Consider the following 26203-nt stretch of genomic DNA (forward strand, 5'->3'; position numbering starts at 1 on the left):
TCAATTTCCCAGCTCCAGTTGGTTTTTTACAAGCCGGTAATATTCACCTTTCAAAGCAACCAATTCCACATGATTTCCTTCTTCTACTACCTTTCCTTTATCCAGCACGATAATTTTGTCGGCATGTTTTACTGTGGAAAGCCTATGGGCAATCACAATAGCTGTTTTGCCTTTAAAAAACTGTTCAAGGTTTTCCATGATGATCTTTTCATTGTGGGCATCCAGTGCGCTGGTGGCTTCATCAAAGAAAATATACTTCGGGGATTTGTAGACAGCTCTTGCAATGAAAAGTCTCTGCTTCTGGCCACCGCTGACTCCCACTCCTTCATTTCCTATTTTTGTGTTATAGCTTAAGGGAAGCCCTTCGATAAAGTCTTTTATGTTGGCGATTTCTACTGCTTTTCTAAGCTTTTGTTTATCGACATAATCTTCACCTACTGTAATATTATTAGCGATAGTATCATTGAATATATATCCCTCCTGCATCACAACTCCACAATGATCTCTCCAGTGTCTTGGCGAAATATTTTTAAGCTTGGTATTTCCGAGTTTTATTTCTCCTTCATTAGGTTCATAAAATTTCATCAGTAATTTTAAAAGGGTAGTTTTTCCGCTGCCGCTGGCTCCTACGATGGCTGTCGTTTTCTGATAAGGGATATTTAAATTCAAATTTTCAAATACAAATGCATCCGAGCCGATATATCTGAAAGAGACATCTTCAATTTCGATATCTTTCTCAGGAATTTCAGATGCATACTGCTCATCTTTGTTCTCTTCATCATCTTTATCATGAATTTCTCCCAGTCTTTCCAGAGAGATCTTTGCATCCTGGGTTTGTTTGATAAAATCTATGAGCTGTAATAAAGGGCTGTTAAGCTGACCGATAATGTACTGTACAGAAAGCATCATTCCCAATGTAAGATTTCCGCTGAGAACCAGTTTGGCTGAAAGGAAGCTTACTAAAATATCTTTCATCTGATTGATGAAATTACCTCCCACAGACTGCCATTGTTCCAGAGAAAGGGATTTAATCCTGATCTTGAATAATTTTACCTGAAGAAATTCCCAGTCCCATCGTTTTTGTTTCTCTGCATTATGCATTTTTATTTCCTGCATTCCGTTGATCAGCTCAATAACTTTGCTTTGCTCCTGGGAAACCTGGGAAAATCTTTTATAATCCAGTTCTTTTCTTTTTTTTAGGAAAAAGCTGATCCATCCGATATATAATACAGCTCCCACCAGGTAAACAAAGAAAAGTCTGTAATCATAAAACAGCAGCACGATACTGAAGATGATCAGGTTAACCAATGAGAATAATGTATTTAAAGATGAGCTTGTCAGAAGCTGTTCTATCCTATGATGATCATTGATCCTCTGCATAATATCTCCGGTCATTCTGGTATCAAAAAAGCTGATGGGAAGTTTCATCAGTTTAATAAAGAAATCTGAAATAATAGAAATATTGATCCTTGCCGAAAGGTGAAGCAAAATCCAGCTCCGGATGACTTCAATGCCCATTCGCCCTATGAAAAGCATGATCTGAGCCAGAAGGACCAGATAAATAAAATTGAGATCCTGGTTCTGTATCCCGACATCTACAATACTTTGGGTGAGGAAAGGGAAGATGAGAGACAATAAGCTCCCAGCCAGCAGCCCGACTGCAAGCTGAATGACTAACGATTTATACTTTAATAGGTATTTTGATAGAAAAGAAAAGCTTGCTTTGCTTTCCGTATCATCAAATTCAGTCTGAAAGAAAGCCGGTGTGGTCTCAAGGAGCATTACGATACCTTCTTCTGTATTTTCATCAGCATTTTCGCCTATCCAGGATTTTATAAACTCTTCACGGGTATAGGCAATCAGCCCATAACTTGGATCTGAAATATAAACCTTATTGCCTCCTTTATGAATTTTATAGACGACTACAAAATGATTCTTGTTCCAGTGTGCAATACAAGGGAAGGGAACTTCCTCCGCAAGGGTGTTGAAGTCTATCTGTATCACCATTGACCGGAAGCCTAAATCTTCTGCGGCATCACTTAGTCCCAGCAGGCTGCTTCCTTCTCTTGTGGTTTCCGAAAGGTTACGGATCTGCTGCAAAGAAATACTTTTGCCATAATATTTACTGACAATTCTAAGGCATGTGGGACCACAGTCCTTAGCATCCGGCTGTTTATAAAAAGGAAACTTCTTCAATTAGGATAGCCTTTAAAATTTTAAACAAAATAATAAATAATTTTCACATTCCTGCATTTTTGATTAATTTATCACTTCATAGTGTTTTATTGCCTTTTGCTTCAGGGGATTTGTACTCCATTCTTCCCATACGCCGGTGTACGGATCATAACCGCATTTCAGGGGTTTTGAAGTGTCTAATCCTTCTTTATTGGTATGGGTACGTTCCGTATACGCCCTACAATCTGTGCAGATGTAACGGAATTCACAGTTTTTGCAGGTTTCTATTTCATTTTTAGAGAGCATCCAGTATTTTTTGAAATCTTTATGCTGTAGAGCTTCCTCCAGTGTGGTAGTGTGTATGTTTCCGAAATTTTGGGACATAGACGGACAGTTTTTTATATTTCCGTCTTTGTCTACAGAGATCTTTCTGTTCAGGCAGGAATTGTGTTTCTGAGATTCTGTGAAATGCTGAAGGTTTGTAGCAAAGAAGTCATGACTAATAACACCACAGCAGCTGGCAGATAAAAATTTTGTTTGGGAAAAAAATATCTTTTTTTCAAATTTCGGAATGGTAATAATGCTGTTTTTAGGAGAAGAATGTACTGAAATGGAATCAATTCTTGGATCCAGACCAAACAATCGGGATAGTTTTTTTGATGTAAGCTCTTTTTTATACTTTAGGACCATTTCTATATGTCTCAACCTGTTTTTTTTGAACTCTGAGAGAACTCCTAAAATATGATCCATGTCAACTACCTCCAAAAATCTTATCTGTAATGCATAAACCCCTAATTTTGTGAACTCAGCATTTATTTTAGCATAAAAGTTATAGTCCTTCCTGGCATCCGTATCAATGATCATATTTGAAATTTTGAACGGAGAATCCCATGTGAGATCCATTTCCGGAAAATTCTCTCTTTCCTGTTCAGTATAATAGAATCCAAGATCATTTTTTTCTAAAAAATTGAAATATTGGTTCAGTATTTTATTATTATTTATTTTGGATCTTGTTTCCTCTACTCCTATATCCGAGCTCATCGCAATGACTTCATTAAAGGCATTAGGAACAAAAAAATACTGGTTTCTCTGGATGTCGATAATGAGACTTCGATGGGCACCTTTAACCAGAAAACAATTGGTATATAACTTGAAAAAAGCGGACATACATTATATTTTGGAGATTTTTTTATAAAATGATTTTGCCGAAGAGTAGGTAGAGCCATAGTATTCTGAAGAGAATACATTAAATTTCGGTTCTCTTTTTTTTATTTTGTTTGATTCTCCTATACATAAATCAAACAAAAAAGGTAATTTATCTTCTTTATTTATTTTTACTTTGTTGGTTAATGTAACTCTTTTCATAATCTACTAAGTATTGGGCCATTTTTTTTTCTAAATAATAATTGCACGGTTTGGAGACCATTCCAAATTGACCTATAGGATTGATTTCTAAAAATACGGTCTCATAGGAATCATTAATAATGCAGTCTATAGAGCAGTGTCTGTAACCAAATCCTTTAGCCAGTGAGTTTAATTTTTCTTCAACTTCACTATCCAGTTTGTAAGGGATCATTCTGTCTGGAGTTTCAAAATCATAGACCCGAAAATCATATTGTGATTCTTTCCTTCTTTGAGAGAATATGACCATAGGGAAAAATTCTTCATCAAGCCAGAATATTCTTATTTCATATTTTTTAGGGACGGCCTCCTGAAATAATGACATATAAAAAAAATCATTAGAATAGGATTCTGCATCTTTTAATGTGACAAGTTTTGTATCAAAAAAGAAGTTATGATTTTCAATTTCGAATGCATCAACCTCATTTAGTGGTTTTGTAATTACCTGGTTATGAATTTTTATAAATTCTATTAAAGATTGTTTATCGTTTGTGACAAGAGTTTCGGGGATCTTAATGCCAAGCTCACTTGCTTTTTCTAATACAAATAATTTATTCAATGATTGGGTGCCTGGATGATCAATCCATTTATCTCGATTAACTTTTGAGAACAGATAATTACAAAATGTCATATATTCTCCTTTAAGAAAATTCATCAGTCTGGACTTTGTATCATGATCAATAACTGGATTACCTATTATTAATTGTTCTTCATATTCAAACTGATGCCATCTCCTAAACCATACTACATTGGCATCATTCATCGTATAGTTTTCATTTTCTTTGTTCTTATTATTAGATATTATAAGTTCTCTTTTTTTATCTTTTAATAGAAAATCTCCGTTTATTCTATGGAAATCAATTTCCATAGAAGCCAGCCAGTCCATTATTTCTTCAGTCGTAATTTCTACATAGTTCTGAGATAAAAGATTAGTCATATCAATTTTTTATTATAAAAATGAATACTTAATAGATCACTTTATTAAGTATTCATAAAATAAATTCAGCAGTTTAGCTTATAGAATAAGGTCCATGAAGAGGTGTTTTCATTGTTGGGTCTCCATACCATAGGTTAGTTGGCTCACCTTGGTATAATCTGTCAAAATCTCTTTGACGGGTACCTTCGATAGAGGTCATAGCAGCTGAACTTGTTTCCAGGTCCTGCCCTCCAAGTACATTAACGGCTTTAGAAGCTGGTAATTTTTTAAACTTGTCCGATTTTAAATTTTCTAGTTTCATAATGTAAGTATTTAATTTATACCTCCCTTTCTTTACGCCATGGGATGATTGTTCAGCGTACAGCAATATTTTCAGGTTGCTGTTTTCCTGCTTCCTTTTCTGTTTTTCTTTGGGCGATAAGGAGTAGGCCCTCAATACGTCGCGACTGTATAATCTTATCCGTTTACTAAAGGATAGACAAGTCTAGGGCAATTTTTAATCAGAACCTATCAGGAATGATTAAACGTAACCATTTTATGAATATATGTTTATAAAACGTCAATAAATGGTGAAATAATTACGGCCGTTAAGATCGAAAGCAAGATTTGAAGGAAAAGGAATTTTATACTTTTTATAAGTTTTAATAACTGAACATTATGAATTGTGACACCGATTTTAAAAGTTGGAGTGATTATATCTTAAAATTCTTCATCCTCCAATAGCTCATCAATGAAATACCAGATATCTTCACGGTCGTATTTCTCCGGGAACAGATATCCGTTGATGATAAATACTGGAGTGAAATTTAAACCGGCATTACTGTTTTCCTGAGTTATTCGGACAAGAGGGCCTAAGTCTTCCTGAGCTGAATATGTACCGGCTAATTGACTTATCTTATCCTCGTTTTTATTTTCAAACCAGTCGTCTATAGCATTTAAAAAGTCTTTCCCGGATTTGTTTTTATAGATGCTCATAAAATTTGATATCAGTGAGGTGTATTTTTCATCTGCTCTTTCCGGGGAGTAGTTGAATCTGATCTGAACCGAAACTTCGTCAGGGTATTTTTTCAAGATCCCTTCCAGGATATCATGAGCTCCTTTACAGAAACCACAATAAGGATTGGAAATTACGGCGATATGCAATCTGGCTTCTTTATTTCCTAAAGAAAAAGTATGATTGTCCTGAAAATCAATTCTTTCTTTATCCAAAAGTTCTCGCTTAAAGAGCTCATAATTTCTTTTGAATCTCAGATTTTTGGCATTGGATTTCTTGAATGATTCCTTTTCTTCAAGCAGATGGTTTAAAGACAATACAGTTGAGAAAGCAATCAGCCATAAAATAATGGTTAACAGAAATACAGCAGTATTAAATATTAAACTTTCAAAGAACCGAAAACAGATCAATAATTGGACTGCTAGAATTGCTATGATCAAAAGACAGATCCTGCAGAACATTTTTTCTACAAAAGCCTGTATATATAATGAATAACCAATTGCCATAACAGAAGCCAAAGTAAAGCCTTTGATGATAAATGCCGTAGCAGGTAAAAATAATCCCAGTACTGCAATTCCTGCAAAATAAATAAGGGAAAGATCGGAAAATTTCAATCCAAAGAAGCTGGTTTTATCCTGTATGATGATCTTATCACAGGAGTTCAGATTTTGTTGTGCCGAAGTATCCCGGCAAATACTTCCGATAACGGTAGATACATTACCAAACTTCTGATTGAAGATCTCAAGGGAAATATAGACCCCAATTAAGGAAAGGAGGTTAAAAGCTGCCTCATACCACGTCAGATAAAAAGCTGAATAAATAAGCATAATGACAAAAACAGTATATAAGAAAGGCTTGAAGCCTACAACAGGCTTATGATCGGACTTCTCATCTTTTTCAAACAAAAGAACAAAATCGGAAGACTGACGATGAAGTTCTTCCTTGTTCAGTACTTTGGTTTTGTCTGAATATATCATATAGCTGTTTCCCGATTTCTTTACCAATGAGAAGGAATTCTCAACAATGGCAATAAACTCTTCAGGTAATTCATCCCAATATTCTTTATCCAACTCATAGGCATCATTTCTCACACCCATAAAATTAAGCGTATCACTGAATGCCAGCGCAGAAGGGTAGTTGGGATGAGAATTGAACTGAAAAAGAAACTCCTGTTTATCAAGTTTGAGATAGCTGATGAGTTTATCAAAAGTCATATTAATATTTTTAACTAAAATACGCAGATGTTTTAAAAAAACAAATGGTTTTTTCTTTAATTGGTGATATAGTTTATGGTTGTTGATCGACTTTAGCTAATGATATTTAAAGATTTGTAACTTTAACAGGAATTGTATGTCCTGATACGATTTAAAATGTCAATAAACCAATTACCGGAATGTTTTTTACTCATTCAGAATCATTCATGGTCTCTTTTTTGTTTGGAAAGAAATCCACTGAAAAATGGTAATGGAGGTAATGAAAATAAATCTGATAAAATGATTTTTAAACAATTGTTTAATTTTGTATATTTTTTATATTAAAATTGAATTTAAAATATGGGATTTACATTTATTTAAAATATTCATCATTATATTTCCAAAATTGTCCCGAACTCAAAAAAACTTAAAAATTCATAAAGTTTTCATAAAGTTTAAAAAAATGTTAAAAATGTTTTTGTATTTATAAAATATGTTGTACTTTTACAACGCCTTGAATGAGGGAACAAGTCAAGGTAATAAATTTTTTTTCATCATTTGTGTTTTTAGAATCGTATCGCCTGATACGATTCTTTTCTTATAATATTACTTTTCATAATTTAGAAGAAGATCAATAAAGTAGGAATAGGTAATTGAGCCTTCCTGTTGATTGCTCTTCAAAAACAAGTTATTGGTAAAACCGAAAAAGTCATCCAGCCATCCCTGATGCTGCAGAACAAACCTCTTTTCAAATGCCCTGTCTCTTTTCATCTCGGGGGAATAATTCTTAAGGATATTCTTTACAAAGTCAGGATCCTCTTCAGCAATAAAATTCAACAGGCTTTTAAGGGTAAAATACTCAGTACTGTATCTCAACTCAGCATTACCGGAGTTAATACCTATTAAATAACCGATAAAATTAGCTTCCTGTTCTCTGGCAAATCCCAGTTGATGGGAGCTTTCGTGAGCCGATGTAAAAGGTATGTAGGTGGAGGGAAGCTTAGCATTATATTGGGCTTCAGCGGTAAAAGGATTATAATATCCCAAAATCCCGGTAAAGCTCATTATATCTCCAAAAATACTTGGTTTGAAAGCATTGATCAAAGGGGCTTTTTTATCTGAAATATACTTGGGCAGCTTTTGCTGTCGTATGAGGATCTCGCTTTGAACGGATTTCAGATCAGTTACAATAAACACTCCGTTTTCATCTTCATTTACGATCTTTCGTGTGGCTTTGCATTTTTCAAGATACTGCAATGCCAATTGTTTTGCCTTGTTTAAAGAAGGTTCTTCCTGTTGTGAAAGTTTTTTAATGACAGGAGTCTGGAAATACAGCATTCCCCAGAATATCTGGTAAATAAAATAAAAAATATTGATGGTCACCAACAGTTTCAGAGCAGAGCTGCTTCTGGTCTCCTTTTTAAAACATCGGATCATATGCCAGATGAGAAGAATGCATAAGACAATATAAAGAATATCTCCCAGTGAAAACGGAATCCAGGCAAACAAGACCTGATGGGTATATTTTTGAAACTCAAAAAGGTTTTCAAAGAATGAAATCATTATTCCGGATTTCGAAAAAATGAAGAATAAAAGAATTTGGACAACTAAAATAGCTGTCCAAAATCTCTTTTTCTTATATATTTTTGTATGATTAATGACCACTTCCTTTGGAAATTTTATCCAGATCAATACCCTGGGATTTTAAAATTCCGCTTACACGTACGGCATAGAATGCCAGGTAAGCAAAACAAATAACCCCTACAATATAACTTGAATGGATATCAGTTAAATCAGCTACATATCCTTGTATAAGGCTTACAATTCCGCCTCCCATGATCATCATGATCAGCAATCCTGACCCCTGATTGGTATGTTTGCCAAGACCGTTGATGGCAAGAGCGAAGATACAAGGCCATAGGGTGGAACAGAATAGGCCCACACTTGTGATGGCATATACGGAAACCATTCCTGTAGTGAACATTCCTATTAATAAAGCTGCAATACCAGCAGAAGAGAAAATAAGCAGCATCCTTGCAGGGTTACCTTTACTCATAATGTCGCAGATGATCATAACTATAATAATCAGTGCATATACATAAAAAGGAGACAGGTCGTGCTTTGCAATAGCATTTACGAATAAGAATACCCCAAAAGCCAGATAAGGGGCTAAAAACCTTAAGATCTTTTTGAATCCTGCGCTTAAATCAAAAGCTTCCACGGCACCGGTCCAACGTCCGATCATTAATGAAGCCCAGTATAATGAAATGTAAGGCGCTACCTCTTTGGTTTCAAATCCTAATTCTTTTTCCATATAAGCAGGAAGATTACTTGCCGTAGATACTTCTACTCCTACGTAAACAAATATGGCGATCATCCCTAAAATCAGCTGAGGGAACTGCAATGCAGAAGTCCTGTGTTCTCCAGGAGTGGTATCATCAGTATTTTTAACGTTAGTAAGTGTTACAGCCGGAAGAGAAGAAAATTTAAGCATTAAAGCCACTAAAGCAAAAGCTGCTCCTAAAATAAGGTAAGGGATTTTTACACTTTCAATACTTGCTTCCGTATTTGCTGCTGAAGCAGAACCAAAGATCGCAAAAGAAACAATAAGCGGTCCTATGGTCGTACCTAGATTATTGATCCCTCCAGCCATAGTTAATCTTTGGGATCCTGTTTCAGACGGGCCTACCTCAATGGCCAGCGGGTTGGCAACAATCTGTTGCAAAGAGAAACCTAATCCCACAATAAATAATCCGGAGATCATTAACGGGAATGAAGCCATGTTTGCAGCAGGATAAAATAGTAAGGTTCCCGCTGCGGAAATAAGAAGCCCTAAAATCAAGCCATTCTTATAGCCTATCTTATTGATCAGGTCTTGTTTCAGGCCTTTTGAAACAATCATGTAAATTAAAGAACCGACAGTATAGGCAACATAAAAACATATTTGCACCAGCATACTCTCGGTTTGAGATAAATTAAAAGCTTTTTTGAATACGGGGATCAGAATATCGTTACTCGCCGCTACAAATCCCCAGAAAAAAAATACAGTAACTAATGGAACAAATTGTCCCCAATTAGTTTGTTTTGAATAATTCGACATGTTTGTTAAAAATTTCTTAATAACAAATATAATTATTTCTTTTAAATAGAATGGTTTGTTAGGGTTTTTTTTATTGTCTCAAAAGATGACATTCTTAAATCCTTCGGAGAATCGGAGGGTTCCATGATGTCATTGAAGTATACCTTTACCTTTCCAGGATATCCTTTTGAATGATCGAAAGGGAACATTTCCTTTAAGCCGACAAATGTATAAACTGCAATAGGAGAATCATGCTTGGATGATAAGATAAAAGCACCGTCCTTAAAATGATCCAGCATAATGGAAGTGTCATCCGGTACACCGCCTTCAGGAAAAATGACAATGCTGTTGCCTTCCTCCATCTTTTCGGCACACCTTCTGTAAACATCCGCACGGCTTCTTGCGCTGCCCCGGTCTACCATCACACATATCCTTTTATATATGGTCCCGAAAATAGGGATTTTTACCAGCTCCTTCTTTCCTACATAGCAAAGAGGGTGGTGCGGAAACAAAATACATGGCAGCATGATATCCATAATAGAGGTATGATTGGAAACGATAACATACTGCTGGTTCCTGTCAATTTTTTTATCCGTCAGGTTGATCAGCTCATAACGAAGCCCCATGCCGTAAAACATGCCATAACACCAGATCCGGATGAATTGATAGGCATACTTATAATGCTTTTTACTGAAAGACAATATATAAACAGGTATTCCCAGAATAATGGTTAGAACAAAGGCCAGCACTAAAAGCCAGAATCTCCAGAGATAATTTAAAATCTTTACCACGATCAGCCGTTAAAAATTACTTTCTTCTTTACAGAATAATTGAGAATGGAAACCAGTAAAATAGCAGAGATCTTACTGATCATTTCAGGACTCAGGGTATAAATAATCAGGTCGATATTATCTTTAAATATAAAGCTGTAAAATACCTGAAAGAAACTAAGACTCAGGATGGTGGATACAAAAGAAACCCCCATAAAGTAGGCAAATTCCCTTCTTTTCGAATGCTTCCCTCTTTCAAAAACAAACCAGATGCTCAGGAAATAATTGCTGATGATCCCGCAGCTTGTAGAGAAAATATTACTTAAAGGATAATGGATACCGTTAAAATTGGTTTCCTGAGAGATGATCTGAGGCAGAAAGGTGCTGAAGACCTTGAAAGTCCCTATCTCAACGATGGCGCTGAGCCCTCCTGCAATGACGAAGAACAAAATCTGTTTCTGGCGTAATAATAAATCTCTCATTCAATTGATATGATGTGCAAATTTATAACTATATGTTAAACCGTAAAAAAAGTTGTTAAAAATTTTTTTAAATTCAAAAATATTTCTAAATTTAGTTTTCAGAACAATGTAAAATGTACCTGATAATAAATTCATTTTCAACTACTTGTGTTGATGGTTTTTTCTATCTTGTAATGCGTGATTGAAAGCATACTACCCACTACTATAACCTATTTATATTAACTATTTGTATGGAACGTCAAAACAAATACAGAAAATTCCAGCTCCAGCAGAAAAATATTGAAGCTCTGGAAAGAGAAAATTCCCGCTTCAAACGGGTGTATTCAGAGTACGAAAATATGTCCGACGAACTTTGGAACCTTGAGAACTCTGAAGGAGAAGCTGTTCCCGATGATTTTATTAATGCGATGATTCTTCAAGCCTCCTATCTGGAAGACGAAATAGAAGACTGGCTCATACAGTTCAACCAGGAAAAAACAGATATAAAACATTAACCGGATCTTTAGCTTACCTATTGTTTTTAAAGGCTATTTAAAGATAAATTCATAATTTAGCATCCTTAAACTAAAATGTAAATATGGTTGCTATTGTTGATGGTGGCTCTACTAAATGTGATTGGGTGATCCTGGATGACTTTAAAAAAGTCTTTATGAAAACCGAAACTATTGGCTTTAATCCCAATAATATCGCAGCCGAACTTATCGTACCGGAAATTGAGAAGAATATTAACCTTAATGCAGTAAGAAATTCAATTACTAAAGTCTTTTTCTATGGCTCAGGTTGTGGAATACCTGAAAACTGTGCCATTATAGAAAGGGAGCTTCACAGGTTTTTTACCAAAGCAGAAGTTAAAGCCAAAGAAGACCTTATGGCGGCGGCATATGCTGCTTATAACGGAACTCCGGCAATTGTCTGTATTTTGGGGACTGGCTCCAATTCCTGTTATTTTGATGGTAAAAAACTAAAAATAAAACTACCGTCATTAGGTTTCCTTATCGGTGATGAGGGAAGCGGAAGTTCTATAGGCAAACAGCTTGTACGGCGATTCTTTATGCAGAAGCTTCCTGAGGATCTGCATCATCAGTTTGAAGAAACCTATCATTTGACCATAGAGGAGGCTCTGAAAAATATGTATCATACTTCCCGCCCGAATGCTTATCTGGCGGATTTCAATAAATTCGTGGTGGAGAGAAAAGAACACCCATACTTCCAGAAAATGGTATTCGAAGAAATGATGAATTTCTTTGACTACCAGGTTCTCCCTTATGAAGAATCAAAAGAGGCCGAAATCAATTTTATCGGCTCCATTGCCTATTATTACGAAAATATTCTCCGTTCTGCGGCTGCAGAGCTCAATTTAAATGTGGGACACGTTGTGCAGAAGCCTATTGAAGGCCTAGTCGACTACCACATTAAATACATACTTTAATAAAAAACAACACTCTATGTCAAGCAAAACCCATCGCGACGAAAAGAATTTTAATCAGGCCGCGTTAGACTATCATAAATCCGAACCCAAAGGGAAAATTGAAGTGATCCCTTCAAAGCCGCATTCATCCCAGAGAGACCTGTCGCTGGCATATTCGCCGGGTGTTGCGGTTCCCTGCATGGAAATCCACGAAAAACCGGAGACAGTATATGACTATACGGGGAAAGGAAATCTTGTAGCGGTAATTTCCAATGGAACGGCAGTTCTGGGACTGGGTGACATCGGGGCGGAAGCCTCAAAGCCGGTAATGGAAGGGAAAGGCCTTCTATTTAAGATCTTTGCGGATATCAATGTTTTTGATATTGAGATCAATGAAAAAGATCCGGATAAATTTATTGAGATAGTGAAAGGGATTGCACCTACGTTTGGAGGAATTAACCTTGAAGACATAAAAGCTCCGGAAGCCTTCTACATAGAACAAAGGCTGAAAGAAGAGCTCGATATTCCTTTAATGCATGATGACCAGCACGGGACTGCTATTATCTCTGCGGCAGCATTGATCAACTCATTGCAGATCGCTAATAAAAACATAGGAGAAGTGAAAATGGTGGTAAATGGAGCCGGAGCTGCAGCCATCGCATGTACCAAGCTGTATATTGCACTGGGGCTTAAGAAAGAAAATGTCCTGATGTGTGACAGCAAAGGAGTCATCAACCATAAAAGAGAAAACCTTACTCCAGAAAAGCTGGATTTCATTGCCAATACCGATATCGAAACCCTGGAAGACGCTATAAAAGGATCAGACGTTTTTGTAGGACTGTCAAAAGGTAACGTCATGACCCCTGAAATGCTGAACAGTATGAGTGATAACCCGATTGTTTTCGCATTGGCCAATCCTGATCCTGAAATTGCGTATGATCTGGCGATCGCAACCCGTCCTGATGTCATCATGGCAACAGGCAGAAGCGATTATCCTAACCAAGTTAATAATGTATTGGGATTCCCTTATATTTTCCGTGGTGCATTGGATGTTCAGGCAAAAGGGATCAATGAAGAAATGAAGCTGGCGGCCGTTCATGCCATTGCAGATTTAGCTAAAGAACCCGTTCCGGAAGCCGTAATTTTAGCCTATAATGTTCAGAATTTGCAGTTCGGAAGAGACTATTTCATTCCAAAGCCGTTTGATAACAGGCTGATCACCAAAGTTTCATGTGCAGTAGCTAAGGCAGCGATCGAAAGCGGTATTGCAAGAAAGACCATTGCTGACTTTGAGGAATATGAAAATCATCTTCTTGACAGAATGGGAAGAGATGAAAAGCTGGTAAGAATGATGCAGAGCCGTGCCAGATCCAATCCAAAAAGGATTACCCTGGGAAATGCTGAAGAATATAATGTCCTCAAAGCAGCTCAGATTCTTTATGAAGAAGGAATTGCTTATCCAAGCCTTTTAGGAGAAAAAGCTTATATCAAGCAGCAGATGGAACGTTTCGGAATCAATCTTGATGTTCCGATTATCGATCCGAATGATGACGACCAGGAAGAAAACAGGAAAAAATACAGAGAAACCCTTTGGAAGCTGCGCCAGAGAAAAGGGATGAACGAATACAAAGCGAAAAGATATGTTCGCCAGAGAGACTATTTCGGGCCATTAATGTTAAAACACGGAGATACGGACGGGCTTATTGTAGGGTTTTCCAAAAACTATACCTCAGTATTGCGCCCTGTTCTGGAGGTGATCGAAAAAGAAAAAGGAGTAGACAAAGTGGCAGCTATGATGATGATCCTTTCCGAGAAAAAGCCGATCTTCTTTGCAGATACTTCCATTAACCACAATCCGAGTGCTGAAGATCTTGTAAACATTGCAAAAATGGCAGAACTTACTGTTAAATCCTTTGCCATAGAACCAAGAATCGCAATGCTTGGCTTTGAGAATTTTGCAGCCATATCAGAAACTTCCAAAAAAGTGGCTAAAGCGGTAGGTATTCTCCATGAAAAATATCCTAAAATGGTTGTTGATGGGGAAATTCAGCCGGATTTTGCCATGAATGCAGATCATTTAAGTGATTACCCTTTCTCAAAGCTGGAAACCACTCCTGCCAATACATTCATCTTCCCAAATCTGGAAAGTGCCAACTTATCCTATAAGATCATCAGAGGAATGAAAGTAGCTCAGGTGATCGGGCCAATCCTGATGGGGCTGAAGCAGCCGGTACATGTCTTGCAGATGCGTTCAAGCGTCGATGAGATCGTAAACCTCGCGACGATTGCAGTGCTTGATGCCCAGAGAAGAGAAAGTAAAAAATAAAACAAAAGGCTGATCACATTATGATGAATCAGCCTTTTTATTTTCCCAATCTACTTATTGAAAAAATTATTACTATACTATATAAACTAAAAGAGCAAAACTTACGTTTTGCTCTTTTGTATGATAAATTATTCTACAATCAGTTTTGTGGTTTCCTGTTTTCCGGATATCACCATCTCTAAAATATAATTTCCTTTTTCCAGAATACTGATGTTTATTTTACCTTCATTATTCATCTCAGCGTTGGATATTACCAGTCTTCCCACTTTATCGTAAATATTGATTACAGGTTTTTTACTGATATCAATACCTTTTATGTAGATAAAATCTTTAGCAGGGTTTGGATAAATGCCGGTAGGTATATGCTCTTCCTCAATTGAAAGGGCTGATACTGTAATAGGAGCCTGATAAGGAATGTAATTCTGTTTTGTAGCTGTGATCATAAGAGCGTCAGGCGAGCTAAGCATAGGGAAATTTAGAGTTAATGTTCCGTTGCTGTCTACAACTCCCTTCCCTAAAAATACATTGTTTTGAGAAATGGCAACAACAGCTCCTGGCGTATTACATGAAATATTCAGCGAAGAAGCCCCAATACTAACAGTTGACGGATGAGTTACCGTAATATTTTGTGAGATCTTACTTCTGTATGTAGCAGACGGATCTCCGAAAAATATCCAGGTTTGCATTACCTCAGGGCCTTCTGCCGGATATTTCGTCAACATGCTTACCTGGCTGTTATAAAATAATCCGCCCAAAGTCGTTTTTTTATTGGCAGGATAGCTTTCTATGATAAATTCGGTCATTTCATCCTGTGTCTGCATGGGAGGGGCCCAGGACATTAAAATGCTTGAACCGGTGAATGCGATTGCTCCTCCGTTCTGTTTCCGAAGAAAGCTCTCTCCCAGGCTGGTGGTTGCTGAACCGGATAATTCTGTAAAAGTCCCGTTATTACAGGCTACAGAAACAACAAAAGGATATTTTCCTGTATTGGTTAATGTCTGGACATCCGAAGAAGTAAAATCAGAGGTCACCATCAGGTTTCTGTCCCCATGCCCCGTATAATTAAGCAGGCCTGCGCCGGTATTAATGGCATTGGAAACCATTGAAGGAGTAGGCTCGCCACCGGCATCTGAACCACCCTGGCTTCCCTGATAAAACTCATGAACCGTATTAAATCCATAATTCATAAGCTTAGTTCTTATATTTCTCAGGTGTTGATAATCAGCTTCCCCATCATCACCATATCCGGCACCTTCATTAGAGCCGATACCCACGGCATTTTGCATCCAGTTTCCTGATCCGGGATTTTTCTCGTACTCCAGCGTCCTGTTTACCATTATACCTACTTCAGTGGATGTTCCTGAAAAACGGCCTACAAAAACCTCAGGAAAATAATCGGTTCCGTTTAACTGCCCGTAAAAGCTGTCGCTCCAAAGAGGTTCAGACCCTGACATCCCATAGGAATAAGCGGGGATCTGCTGGTGATCGCCTACCAATAAGACAAACTTCAGATTAGGATTTGTATTGTAGAAATTCTGAATGAAATTTTTAGTAGAAGCGGCAGTAGTTCCTGCATTGGTTGCAATGGTGGTTTTTATACCCTTTTGGTTTTTCCAGTTAGCTAAAGGCTGTATCTGGGTAAGATAGCTATATGGACATATAATAAGCATTTCTCCTTCCTCTTCATTAGCGTTTTTAGAAGTGGCTGCTGTATGATTTAGGAATAGGTTTTTGAAAGTATTAAGATCATCCGCAGAATTAGATGAACCAGATATTTCATTAATTCCTTTTTCACCTGAAGCAGTCACAATACGGGCTCTCAGATTCTCATATACCCGCAAAGTTTTGGTTATGGGGTTGTATTGATAAGGAGAGAATGAAACCGTAACCCCTCGTAAAGTTCTCAGTATGAAAGGCTCTGAAAGTATGGCCAGACTAGAGGGATAAAATTGATTTGACTCATATTCCGTACCTAATTCATAAGGAACCAGATCAGGATTCACGTTTCTTTTCAGATTTCCTTTGGATGGCAGTACATTTACATTGGGAATATCATGAAAGCCGTCATATTCCACCACTAATTTTACATTTCCTTTTTCCGGGATCAATAGAGAGGTATTGAAGACCGGAAGCATCGGAGCCCCTTTTGTAAGAGAAGTTACGCTGTGGGTTTTAGCAAAATTTATCCACTCTTTACTATTCAAAGAGGTATACTTAAAATCTACTTTTTTGAGACTATGGCTGATAACGAGCTGAGATTTATTATTCGTAAGCATCCTGAAATCCTGAGCGCTGAACGCCAATGAAAACAGGGATGAAAAAAGTAAAATTATTTTCTTCATAAGCAAATTTTTATACGAAAATAATAAAATTATTATATCAATTAATTATTTGTTGAAATATTCTATATAAATAACTTAATTTTTTGTGCATATATTAATATTTGAGATATAAAATTGAAAATAAATTATTCATCTGAAATTTTTAACCGTTTGGTATTTTCTATTAGCTGAATGTAAATTGAGGTTTCATATCAGCTTCGAAAGTCTCTGTGAAAAGATCCGGTTTTCATGGAGTCCGGGCTTTGTTTTTTATGACTGGTTATTAGGTTTTTCTTGAAAAAATAAATTAAATTCATTCGCCTGTGAAATGAAAATATTAATTAGTTTAAATTACTATATTTGGGAGTCTTAAAAAATAATGATGATATTTTCACTACAAGGTATTGTTCAGGAGCTTACCCCCACCTATGCTGTGATCAATGTAAACGGTGTTGGCTATTATGTGGGCATTAGCCTGATGACCTCTCAGAAGCTGGTTCTAAACCAGTCCGCATTTCTTTTTACACAGCAGATTATCCGTGAGGATGCCCATTTGCTTTTCGGGTTTAACACTCGTTCAGAAAAAGAAATGTTTAATCTCTTAATAAGCGTTAACGGAGTGGGGGCTGTTTCTGCCCTTATATTACTCTCAACTTTAAGCCTTGATGAGATAGCTTCGGCCATCCTTTCAGGGAACAGTGTTCTCATCCAGAAAGCTAAAGGAATTGGGGCCAAAACGGCTGAAAGAATCATCGTTGATCTGAAGGATAAAGTCCAAAAATTCAGTAATCCGGAAGAAAATATTTCTACATTTGTAAATAATAAAATCAAGGAAGAGTCGTTATCTGCATTAGAAGTTTTAGGCATTCCTAAAAGAATGAGTGAGAAGATTGCAGATCGGATGATTAAGCAAGATCCGGATATTTCTGTTGAAGAATTGGTAAAACAAATTTTAAAAAACATTTAACACTTTGGTGGCAAATAATAAGTACCTTAATATATTTTTGTTCCTGTCGTTCCTGTGTATGTCAGTCAGTGCATTTGCACAGCAGGTAAGGGACACTGCTATTATAAAGAAAGAGTATCAGTTGGCAGACCCTACACAGTATGAAGCCTATTACGATATCAAAACCGGGATGTACTATGTGTACCCTAAGATCGGAAACGTAATTACAGGGCCTCCCACTGCGATGTCGCCGGAAGAGTATAAGGAATTTATGCTGGCGGCACAGGCAAAAGCTTATTACAAAGAAAAATCGGACAAATACAGCCTGCTGTTCAGAAAAGATAAAAGTGATGCCCGGAGAAAAGGGCTGATCCCGTCCTTAACCATCCGTAACAAACTCTTCGAAACCATATTCGGAAGCAATAAAATTGAAATCATTCCTTCAGGATATGCTTCTTTTGACTTTGCGGGATTATACCAGAAAATAGATAACCCTTTGATTCTTCCTCAGAACAGGACGAGTTTTACTTTTGATATTGACCAGAGAATTCAGCTGGGCTTATTAGGGAAAGTAGGAGAGAATCTACAGCTTAAAGCCAATTACGATACCCAGAGCGGTTTTGCGTTTGAAAACAGAATGAATCTGGTATGGCAGGCAAAAGGAAGCTGGAAAGACCTGCAGTCCAAAGGGCTTGGCGATGTCAATGCTCCGAGTGCAGGTGGTGAAGATAAGATTATAAAAAGGGTTGAATTCGGTAATGTGAATATGCCTCTTTCTACCAGTCTTATCCGGGGTTCACAGTCATTATTCGGGGTGAAAACAGAATTCCAACTGGGTAAAACCTTTGGAACCCTTGTGCTTTCCCAACAGCAGGGTGAAGCAAGAAATATTGTCGTTCAGGGTGGTGGTGTAATGAGTAACTTTAAGATCAATGCTATTGATTATGAAGATAACCAGCACTACTTTTTAGGGCATTACTTCTTGGACAACTATGATAATGCATTACTTACCTATCCTCAGATCAATTCGAAGATCAATATCACCAGGCTGGAAGTATGGGTTTTGGACCAGGGGAACAGCAATCTAGCATACCAAAAAAGTATTGTCGGGATCAGGGATTTAGGGGACGGAGCTTCCGGGCTTCCGGATAACTCGCAGAATGGTCTTTACCAAAGTATTTCCACCACAATGGGAACTCCAAGGGATGCAGGTGCCAATTATGCCAACACTCTGGCGGGACTGTCTTTTCCAAATGCTTCAGGAACACCGGAAGTCTATGATGACGGGGAACAGTTTATTTTCAATAAAAAAGCAAGAAGGCTAAATGCCAATGAATATACGCTTCAACCACAGCTGGGTTATATCTCATTAAATCAGAAATTGAACGATAACCAGCTTTTAGCGGTTTCTTATTCATATACCATGAACGGAACCAATCAGGTATATAAAGTAGGGGAATTTTCAGAAGAAAGCCAGGTATTGATCACTAAAGTATTAAAGCCTAACAATAAAACCAAGCCTAGTTCCCCGATGTGGAACCTGATGATGAAGAACATCTATCCTTTAGATGCAGGACAGTTGAATCAGGACGGTTTCATTCTGAATGTATTCTATAGAGATCCGCAAACCGGGGGTAAAGTGAATTACCTTCCGAATACTTCTGTTCAGGATATTAACTTATTGAAGCTATTTAATTGGGACCGTTTGAATATGAACGGAGATTTACAGAATAACGTAAGTAATCTGGGAGACGGTATCTTTGACTTCGTTAATGGTATTACCATCAGGCCGGAAACAGGAAAAGTTATTTTCACCAAAACTCAGCCATTTGGTAGTTATATGGCAGGTGTTCTGGGAAGTAGCAACCCTCAGTATGTTTTCACGGACCTGTATACTCAGCAGAAAGAAATTGCCAGATCCAATAACCTGGCACAGCGTTATACTATGGAAGGACGCTATAAAGGGACACAGGGACAGGGAATTTCCCTTGGAGCTGTAAACGTTCCGCAGGGATCTGTAAAAGTTACCGCCAATGGAGTACAGTTGACAGAAGGAATTGATTATACGGTCGATTATATGCTGGGATCGGTTACCATCATTAATGAGCAGGTAAAACAATCGGGCCAGGCTATCAATATTTCATTGGAGAACCAGTTAACGTTTAATACCCAAAGAAAAAGATTCCTGGGATTAAATTTAGAAAGAAGATTCAGTGAAAACTTTATATTAGGCGGAACGGTTGTCAATTATTCCGAATCACCGCTTACCCAAAAAGTGAATTACGGGCAGGAAGCGGTCAACAATACAATGGCCGGGATCAATTTGATGTACAATAACGAAGTTCCATTCCTTACCAGGCTCACGGATAAGATCCCACTGGTGAATACTGAAGCACCTTCAAACCTTAACTTCAAAATGGAAGCCGCTTATTTGCTTCCGGGACTTAATAAAGGAACAAATGATCAGTCATACATTGATGATTTCGAACAAACAACTTCTAAGATATCGTTAAAAGAACCTACGGCATGGAGCCTGGCTTCCAAACCGGAGAAAAACACCCTTGCTCCGTTTAATGGGGCTCCGGCGAATGATGATGTCACAAGCGGTCACGGAAGAGGACTCCTGTCCTGGTATAACATCGATCCGAGATTCTGGGGAGTAGGAGGAAAAGCACCTGCAGGAATTACACCGCAGTCTGTTTCTAACCATGCATCGAGAAGGGTACAGTATTCTGAGATCTATAATAACAGAGATTTTGTTGCGGGGGAGCAGACCTTTACCAATACATTCGATATTTCATACTATCCTCAGGAAAAAGGGCCATATAATACAAATCCGGGATCAGAAACTACAGCACAAAGATGGGCAGGTATTATGAGGCCGATCAGTGTATCCAACTTTATCACTTCAAATATCGAGTATGTTGAATTCTGGTTAATGGACCCTTATGCAGATGGTGGAACTTTGGGAACAAACCCAAGATTATTGCTACAATTAGGAAATGTTTCTGAAGACATTCTGAAAGATGGATATATGCAGTATGAAAATGGTCTTCCGACTCCTGCGGCTCCTTCTACAACGACCAATTCAAATTGGGGAGTACAGCCGAAGCAGCCGCCGATTCTATATGCTTTCTCCAGCGAGGGGCAGGAAAGAACAACACAGGATGCCGGATATGATGGTCTGAATTCCGATCAGGAAGCAATGAAATTCGGAAATACCTTCGTAAACCCTGTGACCAACCTGTCTGACCCTGCTGTAGATGATTTTGTATTCTATATGTCAGACAAATTCACCGGCAGCCAGGCTTCTTCGTTAATTCAGAGATATAAATACTTCAGAAACCCGGAAGGCAACTCACAGAGCAACTCTTTGGAAGTAGCCTCGCAAACTCCGGATGCAGAAGATATTAATAAAGATTACAATCTGGATCAAAGTGAAGACTATAATGAGTATGTAGTGAAGCTTGATCCTCCGAATTTAGTTTTAGGCCAGAATAATATAGTAGATGTTAAAACCGTTCAGGCGCAGTTCCAGAATGGGCAGACAGAAGATGTAAAATGGTATTTATTCAGAATTCCGGTTTCAAAATTAGATGATCCGGATGCTGAAGGAGACCAAACCCTTGAAGTTCTTAACAACGTAAGATTTGCAAGATTGATGTTAGCCGGGTTTGATCAGACTTCTACCTTGAGATTTGGTACTATGGACCTTGTAAGATCAGACTGGAGAAGATATCCTAAGAATATTGCAAAATATTTTAATACCTCTGTTTCGCCCCCTATACCGGATCCTGCAACTAATGAAGGAACTATAAATGTAGGGCCTGCCAACTTTGAGATCGGAAGTGTAAATATTGAAGAGAATGCATTAAACCAGCCGCCATATGTACTTCCTCCGGGAATTGACAGACAGGTGCTGAGTGGAAATGCAGGGGCACAAAGACAGAATGAGGCATCACTATATATGAAGGCTACAACCCTTGCAGGTGATGAAGCCAGAGGGGTGTTCAAGAATACGGCTTTGGATATGAGAAGATATAAAAAATTAAAACTTTTTGTACATGCTCAGGATCCGAGAGGCGAAGATTTTAATATTGGCAGAATTGACGAAAAAACCAAATTCTTCATCCGTTTTGGAAGCGATGCTACAGACAACTATTATGAATATGAAGCATCATTGAAGCTTACTCCGAATAATGCCACCGCGCCTATGGAGATCTGGCCGTTTGAAAACGAAGTGGATTTTGATATCCAGAACTTCGTGGATGCCAAGATCAGAAGAGATAAGGATTCTCCGGATAAAATCGCGGAGAGAGTTTGGGATCAGTCATTTGAAGGTGGGGAAACATTCAAAAAGATCTATATCAAAGGACGCCCGAGCTTAGGAAACATCACAACCATTATGGTGGGGATAAGAAATGCAGGAACCAGAGGCGGAGGAGCAATAAACAGGGTACTTTGGATCAATGAGATCAGGCTTTCGGAGATAGAAAATGATGGGGGGTATGCCGGAAATGCGAGTTTAAATTTCAATTTAGGTGATTTTGCAACGGTAAATACCAGTGCGTCTTATACCTCTGTCGGTTTTGGTAATATTGACTCCAAGCCTGCGGAAAGGAATCAGTCTACCCAGTCCGCATTCAGTATCAATACAGCAATTAATGTAGATAAGTTGCTTCCTGAAAAGAGCGGAGTGAAAATTCCGTTGAACTACTCTTACTCACAGACTATTGAAGATCCGAAATATAATCCTTTGGATACCGATGTTGAGTTTAAAAAAGCAGCAAATAGGGAAGAGCTTAAAAAAGTGGCAAGAACCTATACGCAGCAGAGAAGCATAGGCGTGGTAAACATGCATAAAGAAAGAGTGAACCCGAATAAAAAAGCCAGATTCTATGATGTGGAAAACATTTCGGTGACGGCTGTTTACAATGATGATTTCTATAGAGATATTTATACAAAGAGAAACTACAGGCAGTACCTTAGAGGATATGTAGACTATAATTATTCATTCAAGCCATGGGTGATTAAGCCTTTCAATAAAATGATAAGCGATACGGCTAAATCTACCAAATATCTGAGATGGATAAAAGAATTCAATTTCAATCCGATCCCGACAAGGTTATCATTCAGAACAGAAATTGATAGAAATTATAACGAACTTGAGTTCAGAAACATTGAATCCATTTTAAACGGAAACTTCGGAGAAGATTTTGGAGCGATAAAAAACAGGAACTTCTTCTTTGGATGGCAGTACGGATTAGGATTCAACTTTACAAAATCATTAAAATTAGAGATCAACTCAGCCACCAGAACACTTAATGATAATGTAAATGTGAATACTATGGATAATAAGTCCATCTTTGAAAATGTATTCAGGGCCGGAAGACCTGTACTTTATAATCACAGGGTGCAGTTGAACTATAGACTTCCGTTCCAGTACCTGCCATATCTGGATTTCATTGATGCAGAATTACAGTATGGCTTCACTTACAACTGGAATTCAAGATCTACCGCCTTACTTTCAAGTCCTGAAGGAAGTCTGGGATCAATAGGACAGAACACCAATGTTATTCAGGCTACTGCTTCTGCAGACATTCCGAAATTCTTTGGCCAGTTCAAGTACTTTAAAAATATCTCTACCAAACTTCAGAAGCGTAAGCAGGAAATCGATTCTTTGAATAACGTTTATACTCAGGCTTGGGAAAAGAACAGATATAAGTATAAGAAGTATAAGTTCAAAAACAAGCTAACCCCGATTCAGAGTTTAGCATTCCTGTTAACCTCGTTTAAGCAGTTAGACATCAATTACTCGGAAAACAATGGTACTGTGCTTCCTGGATTACTATCTGCTCCAAACTGGTATGGTTATGGTCAGACCTTAGGAGGCCCTACTACCGGATTCCTGTTAGGCTCTCAGGCGGATATCAGAAGAACAGTAATTGAAAGAGGATGGGTAAGTCCTGCAGACCTCATGATAGACCCATATGTCCGGATGTCGACCAAAGAATTGAGGGCAAACTTACAGGTAGTACCTATTAATGATTTCAGGGTCGATATTAATGCGCTCCACAATTATAACAGGAACTTCTCACAGACCGGATTTAATAATCCGCAAAATCTGAATACTGCGGATCATAGTTTTGCATTTGCCAATGATCAGATCACCTATTCCAACTCTGTGATGCTTCTTAAAACATCCTTCAAAGAAGGAACTGCGGTATATCAGGCTATCAGGGAAAATGCAAAAGCCATTTCACAGCAGATGGGAGGAATAATACAACCGGATGGATTTACGGAAGCGCACAGCATTGCCAATGCTTATGTCCTGATCCCGGCATTCAGGGCAGCAGTTGAAGGAAAATCTCCGAAACAGATCGGCGATGCCAAAAAGGCTGGATTGCCGCTGCCAAACTGGAGAGTGACTTATTCAGGATTAAAAAACATTCCAATCATCAGCGGACAGTTTTCTAAATTTGATCTCCTTCACTCTTATAATGCGACCTATACGGCGACAGGGATCCAGTCCAGTATAGATTATTTTAATGGTATTTCTACCATTGATACGACGGATGATTTTGACGTTAATGGAGATCTTATCAATCCGTTTACATTCTCCCAGGTAGGCTATGTGGAATCCTTCTCACCACTTCTCGGGATAGATGTTACGATGAGAAACAATATGCAGTTCGGTTTACAGTATAACAAAAACAGAATGTTGTTGCTGGGATTGGTAAACCATACCCTTACCGAAGATTCAAACACAGAATATGTAGTAAGAGTTGGCTATATCATACGAAATTTTAGATTGGGAATGACAAATGTGAGAGGAAGAGGTAAAGGAAAAGGAAGCGATCTTAACATCAGAGGGGACTTCTCTTTAAGAGACAGTAAAACAAGTATCACTAACATACTATTGGATGATTCCCAGGTGACAGGAGGGCAGAAACTGTTAAATATTAAACTCTCTGCAGACTATAACGTCTCTGAAAACCTTAACTTAAGAGTATTCTATGAGCAGATGACATCCAAATATAAGATCTCCACAGCATTCCCACTGTCAACGATCAGAGCAGGAATTTCAGCTACATTCACATTCGGGGACTCAGGTGGCGGTTTCTAGGATGAATTAAAATAAATCAAATGTCCTTCTATTTTGAGGGACATTTTTTATGCTTAATATTTGAACCTTATGGAATTTTGAATAAATTTGCGGAATATAAAAATTGAAAAATGAATACACCATCAGAATTAAAGTACACTAAAGATCACGAATGGATTAAGATCGAAGGTAATATCGCTACTATTGGAATTACAGATTTTGCCCAGGGAGAGTTGGGAGATATTGTATATGTAGATGTAGATACCGTAGATGATGAACTGAACGGAGGAGATGTTTTCGGAAGTGTGGAAGCGGTAAAAACTGTTTCAGATCTATTCTTGCCTGTTTCAGGAAAAGTAATTGAATTTAATTCAGAACTTGAAGACCAGCCTGAATTGTTGAATACTGATCCTTATGGAAACGGATGGATCATCAAATTGGAAATCGCTGAGGGTGCTGATCAGTCTGAATTGCTTTCAGCAGAAGAATATCAGGCTATCATTGGATAAAATTTCAAAAATATTTAGTAAGATCTTGCCCATTTATTGGGCATTTCTTACTTATATGCTTCTGAAGCCGGGACAGGAAAACCATGAATACTGGTTTATGTTCAATGGAATCGACAAAGCTTTGCATGTTTCTATATTCGCAATGCTCGGTTTCTCTTTAATCTCGGCATTTCCTAAAATTAAATTCTCTTACTTTTTTCAGATAGTCCTTATATATGCTTTCCTTACCGAAATACTTCAGGAAGAAATGAATATGGGCAGATCTATGGAATCTCTGGATATTGTTGCCGATATGGTAGGATGCTTACTGGGATATTATATATATAAAGGGCTTATCAACCGTTTTTTCTAAGGTTGAATCTAAATTCTTATTTATTCTCTTATTGTGGAAAACTCTGATTTAAGGTTTAAATAATTTTATACCAGAAAGTTATGGTAATTACTTTTCCACGATGATTATTTTTATGTTAAATAGATTTGTTTTGTGTGTAGATAAGTTTGTATTTTTGCGGGACCTAAAACCGGGAGGTATTAGGCAGCGCAGGAGGGCTTTTAAT

Annotated in this window: 17 protein-coding genes; 7 read left to right on the top strand and 10 right to left on the bottom strand. The window is 37.7% G+C overall.

Features of this window, described 5'->3' with window-relative positions; genetic code table 11:
• The 9 genes from HNP38_RS17485 to HNP38_RS17525 form a co-directional block, all read right to left on the bottom strand.
• Positions 1 to 2196: a peptidase domain-containing ABC transporter gene (locus HNP38_RS17485; RefSeq protein ID WP_184191971.1), complete on the bottom strand. Its 2196-nt coding sequence runs from the start codon at positions 2194 to 2196 to the stop codon at positions 1 to 3.
• Between the two features lie 63 nt (positions 2197 to 2259).
• Positions 2260 to 3342: a grasp-with-spasm system SPASM domain peptide maturase gene (gene gwsS, locus HNP38_RS17490; protein WP_184191973.1), complete on the bottom strand. Its 1083-nt coding sequence runs from the start codon at positions 3340 to 3342 to the stop codon at positions 2260 to 2262.
• A 157-nt stretch (positions 3343 to 3499) separates the two neighbouring features.
• Positions 3500 to 4513 carry a grasp-with-spasm system ATP-grasp peptide maturase gene (gwsG, locus tag HNP38_RS17495; protein ID WP_184191975.1) on the bottom strand — a complete coding sequence of 338 codons (1014 nt, stop codon included), beginning with the start codon at positions 4511 to 4513 and terminating at the stop codon, positions 3500 to 3502.
• Between the two features lie 73 nt (positions 4514 to 4586).
• Positions 4587 to 4949, bottom strand: a complete 363-nt coding sequence (locus tag HNP38_RS17500; RefSeq protein ID WP_184191978.1) for a hypothetical protein — start codon at positions 4947 to 4949, stop codon at positions 4587 to 4589.
• A gap of 263 nt (positions 4950 to 5212) precedes the next feature.
• The gene (locus HNP38_RS17505; protein ID WP_184191979.1) at positions 5213 to 6721 is read right to left on the bottom strand and encodes a vitamin K epoxide reductase family protein; all 1509 of its coding nucleotides are present in this window, start codon (positions 6719 to 6721) and stop codon (positions 5213 to 5215) included.
• 585 nt (positions 6722 to 7306) lie between these two features.
• Positions 7307 to 8359 carry a DUF3810 family protein gene (locus tag HNP38_RS17510; RefSeq protein ID WP_184192011.1) on the bottom strand — a complete coding sequence of 351 codons (1053 nt, stop codon included), beginning with the start codon at positions 8357 to 8359 and terminating at the stop codon, positions 7307 to 7309.
• Positions 8355 to 9800 (bottom strand): MFS transporter, encoded by a 1446-nt coding sequence (locus tag HNP38_RS17515; protein ID WP_184191981.1) that lies wholly within the window; start codon positions 9798 to 9800, stop codon positions 8355 to 8357. Before HNP38_RS17515 ends, HNP38_RS17510 begins: the two co-directional genes overlap by 5 nt.
• A gap of 41 nt (positions 9801 to 9841) precedes the next feature.
• On the bottom strand, positions 9842 to 10570 hold the full coding sequence (locus HNP38_RS17520; protein ID WP_184191983.1) for a lysophospholipid acyltransferase family protein: 729 nt from the start codon (positions 10568 to 10570) through the stop codon (positions 9842 to 9844).
• Positions 10571 to 10572: 2 nt separating this feature from the next.
• Positions 10573 to 11031 carry a GtrA family protein gene (locus HNP38_RS17525; RefSeq protein WP_184191985.1) on the bottom strand — a complete coding sequence of 153 codons (459 nt, stop codon included), beginning with the start codon at positions 11029 to 11031 and terminating at the stop codon, positions 10573 to 10575.
• A 230-nt stretch (positions 11032 to 11261) separates the two neighbouring features.
• On the opposite strand from HNP38_RS17525, the gene HNP38_RS17530 reads away from it, so the two are divergent.
• The 3 genes from HNP38_RS17530 to HNP38_RS17540 all read left to right on the top strand — a co-directional run bounded on the left by HNP38_RS17530 (position 11262) and on the right by HNP38_RS17540 (position 14765).
• A complete protein-coding gene (locus tag HNP38_RS17530; RefSeq protein WP_184191987.1) occupies positions 11262 to 11525 on the top strand; it encodes a hypothetical protein in 264 nt (87 codons plus the stop codon).
• A gap of 83 nt (positions 11526 to 11608) precedes the next feature.
• Positions 11609 to 12460, top strand: a complete 852-nt coding sequence (locus tag HNP38_RS17535) for a BadF/BadG/BcrA/BcrD ATPase family protein (protein ID WP_184191989.1) — start codon at positions 11609 to 11611, stop codon at positions 12458 to 12460.
• Between the two features lie 16 nt (positions 12461 to 12476).
• Positions 12477 to 14765: an NADP-dependent malic enzyme gene (locus HNP38_RS17540; protein WP_184191991.1), complete on the top strand. Its 2289-nt coding sequence runs from the start codon at positions 12477 to 12479 to the stop codon at positions 14763 to 14765.
• Positions 14766 to 14893: 128 nt separating this feature from the next.
• Here HNP38_RS17540 and HNP38_RS17545 read toward each other — a convergent pair whose 3' ends face one another.
• Positions 14894 to 17107 (bottom strand): C25 family cysteine peptidase, encoded by a 2214-nt coding sequence (locus tag HNP38_RS17545; RefSeq protein WP_184191993.1) that lies wholly within the window; start codon positions 17105 to 17107, stop codon positions 14894 to 14896.
• Positions 17108 to 17468: 361 nt separating this feature from the next.
• On the opposite strand from HNP38_RS17545, the gene ruvA reads away from it, so the two are divergent.
• The 4 genes from ruvA (at position 17469) to HNP38_RS17565 (ending at position 25998) form a co-directional block, all read left to right on the top strand.
• Positions 17469 to 18053 carry a Holliday junction branch migration protein RuvA gene (gene ruvA / locus HNP38_RS17550; RefSeq protein ID WP_184192013.1) on the top strand — a complete coding sequence of 195 codons (585 nt, stop codon included), beginning with the start codon at positions 17469 to 17471 and terminating at the stop codon, positions 18051 to 18053.
• Between the two features lie 58 nt (positions 18054 to 18111).
• Entirely contained in the window at positions 18112 to 25158 is a 7047-nt protein-coding gene (gene sprA, locus HNP38_RS17555) for a cell surface protein SprA (protein WP_184191995.1), read from the top strand.
• Positions 25159 to 25268: 110 nt separating this feature from the next.
• Positions 25269 to 25646: a glycine cleavage system protein GcvH gene (gene gcvH / locus HNP38_RS17560; protein WP_184191997.1), complete on the top strand. Its 378-nt coding sequence runs from the start codon at positions 25269 to 25271 to the stop codon at positions 25644 to 25646.
• A gap of 25 nt (positions 25647 to 25671) precedes the next feature.
• Positions 25672 to 25998, top strand: coding sequence for a VanZ family protein (locus tag HNP38_RS17565; RefSeq protein WP_228461092.1), 327 nt, complete (start codon positions 25672 to 25674; stop codon positions 25996 to 25998).
• The last annotated feature ends 205 nt before the right edge of the window (positions 25999 to 26203 follow it).

The organism is Chryseobacterium defluvii (genome assembly GCF_014204415.1).
Lineage (GTDB): Bacteria > Bacteroidota > Bacteroidia > Flavobacteriales > Weeksellaceae > Chryseobacterium > Chryseobacterium defluvii_A.